The 7528-nt window shown below is 62.3% G+C and carries 5 protein-coding genes and 1 pseudogene; 2 read left to right on the forward strand and 4 right to left on the reverse strand.

All coding sequences use genetic code 11. From position 1 onward, the window contains the following. From ACXJ7R_RS19850 to ACXJ7R_RS19865, 4 genes are all read right to left on the reverse strand, one after another. Positions 1–1779 (reverse strand): DUF5801 repeats-in-toxin domain-containing protein (locus tag ACXJ7R_RS19850; RefSeq protein WP_457153332.1); only part of this gene is annotated, 1779 nt, incomplete at its 3' end. A gap of 101 nt (positions 1780–1880) precedes the next feature. Beyond that, positions 1881–2060, reverse strand: coding sequence for a hypothetical protein (locus ACXJ7R_RS19855; RefSeq protein WP_457153333.1), 180 nt, complete (start codon positions 2058–2060; stop codon positions 1881–1883). 27 nt (positions 2061–2087) lie between these two features. Then, positions 2088–2546 carry a response regulator transcription factor gene (locus tag ACXJ7R_RS19860; RefSeq protein WP_457153334.1) on the reverse strand — a complete coding sequence of 153 codons (459 nt, stop codon included), beginning with the start codon at positions 2544–2546 and terminating at the stop codon, positions 2088–2090. Positions 2547–3012: 466 nt separating this feature from the next. Then, positions 3013–4569 (reverse strand): VOC family protein, encoded by a 1557-nt coding sequence (locus ACXJ7R_RS19865; RefSeq protein WP_457153335.1) that lies wholly within the window; start codon positions 4567–4569, stop codon positions 3013–3015. 265 nt (positions 4570–4834) lie between these two features. On the opposite strand from ACXJ7R_RS19865, the pseudogene ACXJ7R_RS19870 reads away from it, so the two are divergent. Further along, positions 4835–5251, forward strand: a pseudogene (locus tag ACXJ7R_RS19870) (LysR substrate-binding domain-containing protein); the annotation flags it as partial. Between the two features lie 154 nt (positions 5252–5405). After that, positions 5406–7528, forward strand: a 2123-nt coding sequence (locus ACXJ7R_RS19875) for an adenylate/guanylate cyclase domain-containing protein (RefSeq protein WP_457153336.1), incomplete at its 3' end; no start/stop codon positions are given.

The raw sequence follows: 7528 nt of genomic DNA on the forward strand, positions 1-7528 counted from the left end.
CACCGACTCGTCGTGGCTGGCTCCCGGGGTCGGATGATGGATCGAGGCATACTGCGCCACGCTGACGACGCCGGTCGTGCTGTTGATGGCGACAGCGAACGCCGCCGCCCCACCGGCCCCGCCGATGCGGCCGACCACCAGATCGCCTTCCTTGAACAGGAAGATGCTGGTGCCGGCGGTCGTGTCGAGGCCGGAATCCACGCCGGCGGCGGACACCGCCAGCGAGAATGCCGTCGTGCCGCCTTCCTGATCGGTGCCGAACGAGCTTCCGGTGGAGGACACCACCGCGCCTGGGTCCTGCGCGTAGCCGGTCGGGCTCAGATCGGAGCTGACATTGCTGACGCCCGCAAACAGGGCAACAACCGCGGGTGCCGTGGTGTCGTCGGCATCTGCCTGGATGCCCGCGGTCTCGTCATGCGCCACCGTGGGAGCGCCCTGGACGATGCCCGCCGTCGGGCCGTCATCTTCGATCACGATCTGCTGGCCGACGAACTCCGAGGCGGAGTTGGATGTCACGATGCCGAAGCCGCCTATGTCGAAAGTGTTGTTGTCGTTGCTGGGATCGCTATCCGCGTTGCTGACGTTCTCGATCAGCACCCGATTATGGGTTCCGCTTGTCGTCCACTGCACCGTGTCGCCGCTGCTTAGGCCCGTGATGATCAAGTCGCCGTTGGCGTCGATCGAGGCGGCCGGAGTATATTGCGTATTGCCTGTCTTGACGACGACGTTTGTCAGCGAGAACGACGTGATGGCGACGTGCGTGTCGTTGGTGAGCCCGTCGACGAAGTTCACTCCCGACTCCGCGACGGTGGTGAAGGCAGAGATCTTGACGGTCACGKGTCCGATGCCCGGATTGGTCTGGTTGACGGTGAAGGATGCTCCCGTCGCACTGACGACATTCTGGAAGTCGATGTTGGCTTCGACATCGGCCTCGTTCTGGTCCAGATTCGGCACGAGGAAGTTCGTGTTCGTGCCCGAGACGTAGGTGATGTACGCCCCCTCGGTAGGGTTGATCGCGTTGCCGTTGACGCCGAACGAGGTGGTGCTGCCGGCCTGGCTGATATTGAGCACATCCTTGGTCGAGATGTTTCCGCCCTCGGACTGGTTCAATGGATCTTTCCCTATCACCACGATCTGGGTGGAGTTTGGATCGCCGAAGGTCATGAACAGGTTGCTGCCGGAGGGCGCTCCGGCAAAGCCGAAGTTGAGCGTCTCGCTCGCCGCGAGCTTGAGGGTGTTCCCGAGATCGACCGCGTCGTCCGGGTTGGGGTTGCCGCCATGGAAGATCGGAACATAGGTGACAATGTTGAAGGTCACCTGGTCGCTGGTCGCGCCGGCGTTGATCACGTCCTGCTTGAAGACGACGAAGGCGATCGCGTCCAGATTGTTGACAATACCGTTGCCATCGCTGTCATAGCGACCGATCACGGTGTTGTTCCCATCGGCGAAGAGCAGGATATCCTTGCCGCCGAGGGTGTTGAGCCCGCTATCATCGCCATTGAGGGTGCCGCCATTGCCGTCGGTGAACGTAGTGCCGACGAGCTGGGAGCCGGCGGTGGCGTTGACGGTGACCGAGTTCGTCTTGGTCGCGACGCCGATGCTGGCCGGGAACGCGGAATTCAGCCCGAGAGTTGATTCGAGATAGGTCCGGAACGAGGCCGGCAAAGCGGAGTACGCGACATCGGTGTCCGTAAAGGCATCGTCGACGTTGTCGCCGGTTTGCAGCCCGGTGGTCTGGTCGTTGACGGCCTCGTCGTTGAGAATAAAGCTGATGGTCATTGCTGTGCTCCCCTATCACGTGACGGGGGCCCAGCCCCCAGATGCCGATGCACCCACCCCAGCGCATCCCCTGGCCCACTGAATCTGCGGCCTTCAATCCGTCAATTTGCCGCCAATGAAGTGGGCGCGTCCATTCTCGGTTCGATAGTATTGGGGTGAATGCCCATACCTGATCGAACGATATATATCGTTCGATAGATCAGGCCGGCGCGGGCGCCGCCGGCGATCGCGACGGCATCGAGGTCGATGCCGTCAGGCGGCTTTTCGTTTTGTAGCTGCACCCTGTCGATGCCAGCGGAAAGCGATGATCAGAGCGGGCCGGTTCCTGGACGCTCGGCGCCCTTGCCATGCGACACCCAGGCCAGTTCGGCCCGGCCATCGAGATGCAGCTTCTCGTAGACATGATGCWGGTGCATCTTCACCGTGCCTTCGGATACATGCAGCCGCTGCGCGATGGTCTTGTTGCGCAACCCGCGCGAGACGAGATCGGCGATCTCGGTCTCCCGCCCGGTCAGCCTGGACGTCGGCTGGTGCTGCGGTTCTGGCATCAGCAGTTGCTGGACGATCTTGTTGTCGATCYATTTCTTGCCTGCCGCCACCGCATTCACGCATTCGAGAAGATAGCGATGGCTGATGCCGTCCAGAAGCAGGCCGTCGCCGTCGAGCGCCTGTATTTCCTTGATGTCGAGCCTGCCGTTCGGCTGCACGATGAAGATGATGCCGAGAGCGCTGTCGCAGGCCTTCAGCCGGGAGGAAATACCGGCCATGCGCGGGTCCGCGATATCCAGGCCGACKATCACGATATCGGGCCGATGGCGCTCCACATTGGGGACAATGTCGACAGGACGGCGGCACTGAGCGACGACATCGTGCCCAGCCTTCCGCAGAACCCATTCCAGACCGGCGAGATACACCCCCCGCGGGTCCGCGACAACCAAGGTCGACATGCGAACACCGTCCGGAAACGCAACAAACTTTGTTTCAATACCCGGCAAGTCAGGAAACCAGAGGTTAGGCATTTTGTCAAGCAATCACTAATATAGTTAATGCTATAATATCGACCCGAGGCTGTCGAGCATACCCGAGCGGACACGGCCGCAGGGCTGTAGACCAGGCTGACGCCGCCGGATTGTGCGGCAGTGCATTCCGACGACGATGGGGGGCCGAGGTCGTGGACGCTATGCTCGCAACCGCTGCCACAACTCCCCATGAGTTCGCAGCGCAGTTCATGCATCAGGCAAGCCAGTTTTCTATCAACGATCCCAGGACGTGCAGATCGGCATCGCTCAGTTCGTGGCCAGCAGGCACTGTCAGGGCGGACACTGTGGCATGATGCGCGCTCAGCAACGCCGCAAGACCCGGGAGAAGCGATGCATAGGGGTCATCGCGCCCCTCGATCATCACTATCCGGCAGCCGGACAGATCCGCGTCCGGTCGGGCCTCGAGGACCAAGGAGGGGCGAAGCAGGATCGCGCGCTGGGCTAGGGGCGGATGGAGCAGCATGGCCGCCGCCAGAAAGTTGGCGCCGTTGGAATATCCGAGGAACGCCAGCTTCTCCGGGACAAGCCGATAGCCGCTGATTGCGCCATCCATGAAGGCGGCAAAGGCAGCTGCCTCGGCCCTTATGTCGGCTTGATCGAACGAGGTAGCCGAAAATCGGCGGAACCAGCGCAAGGTGCCCTCCTCGACGCTGCGCCCGCGCACCCCCAGAAAGGTAGCGCGCGGCGCCAGGCTTGCCGCGAACGGCATCAGGTCGGCTTCATTACCGCCGGTCCCATGCAACAGGACGAGCGTTGTGCCGTCAGGGTCGGATGGCACATGGAACCGGTGCACGAAGGGCAGGTCGAGATACCGGATGCGATCCTCGCCAGGCATCGAAAATTGCGGCAGCCGCGTGCGGATGGCGTCGGCCCGCTCGGCGTCGGAAGGCGGAACGAAGAGCACCGAGCCGAGGGTTTCGATGGGTTCATCGACCGTCATCCCGGGTCCGTCTGTTGCGAGTTCGAACAGGGTCTCTCCCGGCTCACGGACATAGAGAGATACGAAATACTTGCGGTCGTGAACATTGGTGACGCTGGAGTTGCGGCTTGCAAGTCGGCGCTCCACCGTCTCCAGGGCAGCAATGTCCGGCGTGCGGAAGGCGATATGGTCGACCACGCCGGTTCCGGGCGCGCCTGGCCAGAAACCGACGGCATCACGGACATCGACAACATCCCCGCTGTCCGAGACAAGGCGCTGCACGGCCCCGGCGTGCTTGAGCGGGCGATAGCCGAAATAGTCCTGCAGGAATGCCGACGTCTGCTCGGCAACCGCCGAGAAAATCGTCGCGCCACGGACGCGGCGGATTGCATCGGCCGGCTCGATTCCTCGGCTGTCGGCCGGTGACGCACGTGCGGGCAGTGCGCTTCCCACGATCTTGACTGCTACACCGTCCGGATCGGTCAGGCGCAGCACTGGCTCGCCGAATTCCTGCGTTGGCCCGCTCGCATTCAGTCCGAACTGCAGTGACCTCGTCAGCCAGAAGCCGATGCTGCGGGGCTCGACGGAAAGCGCAATTTCGGCGACCTGGCCGAGGCCAACCCGGCCGGGTGATCCGTCCTCCCATACGAGGAAGGTGATCAGAGATCCTGGCGAACCGATGCTGTCGCCGTAGCACAGATGGAGTTGCTCGGCGTCTTCGAAACCACCGGTCCGCTTGACCAGACGCAGTCCGAGAAAGCCAACATAGAAATCGACGTTGGCCTGGACCTTGCGTGTAACCAGCGTGATGTGGTGGATGCCCGATGTCATTCGGTCGATGCCTTCCTCAACCGTTCCTTGCCATCATCGGCGAGTGCTGGTCATCCGAGTTGAACAAATTGCTTTGCGGCAACGCCGCCGCCGAATTGCTGGGCACGGCCGCCTTCGGTGATACCACCTAGATCGACTGCGGCGAAGCCGAGGCGCTCGATCAGGTCGATAATGGTGGCCCGTGCCGATGGTTCGTCCCCTGAGGCAAACAGGACACGGCGGCCGCCGGGCACCGCCGGATCGGCCCCAAGGACGGCCGCGGGAACACCTGATCGCGCGTCGCATCGAACCGATCCGCGGTAAGCTCGTCGCCAGCCCGGACTATATCAAGGCGCATGGGGCACCCGAGACGCCGGACGAACTCCTGACCCACCAGACCGTCATGCAAGGGACGGAAACCTGGCAATTCATGGACGGCGACAAAACGATCACCGTTCACCCACAGGGGCGGTTCAAGGCGGATAKCGGCACCGCCCTTGCCGCCGCCGCAGTCGCGGGGCTCGGCATCGCCTCGCTGCCGGATTTCGTAACCGAGAGCCATGTTGCTTCCGGCGCCCTGGTCCCGGTGATGACACGCTATCMGCTCCCCGAGGCCGGCATATTCGTCGTCCGCCCACCTGGACAGCACCCTGCGCGGAAGATCCGCGTCCCCACCGAATTGCTGATCGAACATTTTGGATAGAGCATCGCCTCTCTCGGCCCCGCGACGGTACGGAGCAGGGCCATCGACGGCTTTTGCTGGATGATCCCGAGACACCGGCAACGGACGCCGGAGAGGTCGGTCGTTTCATTTCAGTATGACCAGGTCTATACTTCACGGGGGACAGGCCAGATCGATGGACCGTAAGCTTTCCGCCATTCTCGCTGCCGATGTCGTGGGCTATTCCGCCCAGATGGAACGCGACGAGGCCGGCACGTTCGAGCGCCTCCGTGCTCAACGCAAGGACCTGTTCGAGCCTGAGATTGCCCGCCATCACGGCCATATCTTCAAGCTGATGGGCGATGGACTGCTGGCCGAATTCGGCAGCGTCGTGGACGCGGTCGAATGTGCCGTGTCGTTGCAGCAAGCCCTGGCCGAACGCAACGCCGCCGTTTCCGAGGATCATCGGATTCGCGTCAGGATCGGGATCAATCTCGGCGAGGTGATTGTCGAGGGCGAGGACCGATATGGCGAGGGCGTCAACGTCGCTGCCAGGCTCCAACAACTAGCGGAACCTGGCGGCATCTGTGTCTCGGAAAAGGTCGCAAAAGAGGTTGAGAAGAAATTGGCTTTCGGCTTTGAGCCGATGGGCCAACAGAAGCTGAAGAACATCGCCGAACCGGTGCAGGCGTACCGGGTGCTGCTCGATCCCGCGGTGGCGGGAAAGCCCATGGCCGTCAATCGACACCCACGCTTCAGGCGCAATCTGGCCACCGCTGTTGGGGCCCTTGTCGTCGCAGTTGGCCTTGCAGCAGCGTGGTGGCGACCGTGGGAGCCACCGCTTCGGCCCACCGCTCTGACGGCCAATGCGAAAGCCGACACCCGGCCATCCCTCGTCGTGCTTCCATTTGACAATCTCAGCGACGACAAGGCGCAAGGTTATCTGGTTGACGGTTTCACCGAGGACCTGACCACAGAACTTGCACGCGTGCCCGGCCTGTTCGTCGTATCGAGGAACGCGGCTTCCACCTACAAGGGCACGGAGACAAAACCCGCCGAGGTCGCCGCAGCGCTTGGTGTCCGGTACATACTGGAGGGCTCGATACGTCGGGTCGGCGACGACATGCGTATCAACGCGCAATTGATCGACGGCTCGACCACCGGTCATCTCTGGGCAGAACGTTTCGACGGCCAGTGGACGGATGTGTTTGCACTGCAGGACAAGGTCGTCGTCAGCATCGCAGGCGCGCTCAAGCTGCGTCTCGTCAGCGCCCAAGGCAAGGCAGATGTCGCGGGGGGCACGCGCAATCCTGCAGCCTACGAAGCTTACCTCCAGGGCATGGAAATCTACAATCGTCGCAATACTCCAGACGAGTTTGCGCAGGCGGTGAGGTTTTTCCAGCAGGCGCTGGAACTCGATCCGAATTTCGGCGCGGCGGCAGCCTCGCTCGCATGGGCCTATTGGGACACGGACGGGCCGCGGGTCCAAGCTTTGGCCGCTTCGGACATCAGTGCGCTGTACAACGTCTACAAGTACCTGGGGGAGGCGGCCAAGCATCCTTCGCCGTCCTACTATCAGCTCGTCGCCAGTTTGCTGGTTCGCGAGCACCGGTCCGACGAGGCAGTCGCGGTTATGTTCAAGGCAGTGGCGCTCGACCCGAGCGATCCCCTGAACTATGTCGGGCTGGCGGAAGCCCTGAATTTCAATGGCAGGCCGGACGAGGCGCGCGACTATCTCGTCGCGGCCAACCGTGTCGATCCAGGCGGCAATGACCATCGGCACTACCAGGCCGGGCTGGCTGAATTTGGCCAGGGTCGTTTCGAGGAAGCCGTCGACTACCTTGAAAGGATCGATCTCCAATCGCCCGATCCATGGCCGAAATTCTACGGCCTGCAGGTGTTGGTTTCGGCCTACGCGCATCTGGGGCGCAGTGACCAGGTCGCGGCCTATAGTGACAGGCTAAGGAACGTCATGCTGGAACGAAAGGATGGTGGGGCAAATCAACTGGTCACGCAGAGGTATTTCGTGTTCAAGAATCCGGCTGACATCGGGCGTCTGCTGGACGGCCTGGACAAGGCCGGTCTGCCGGAGTTGCCGGAAGCGGTCGATCTGGATGCGAAGGACCGGCTTACCGGTTCGGAGATCAAGTCGCTCATCCTCGGTCGTGACCTGCGCGGGGGAGGCGCATGGATAGACAAAGGAACCAGTTGGGTGCAGCAGAACTTCCTGTGCGATGCCATTCCGAAAACTCAGACAACCTGCGGCGCGATCTTCCGCAATCCTGCCGGGACGCCGGAGCGACGCAACGAGTATACGGC

It is taken from the genome of Mesorhizobium sp. P5_C1, assembly GCF_054049815.1.

Coding starts and splice junctions, on each gene's coding strand:
- ACXJ7R_RS19865 (WP_457153335.1), bottom strand. CDS start 4,569: ATGACATCGGGCATCCACCACATCACGCTGGTTACACGCAAGGTCCAG.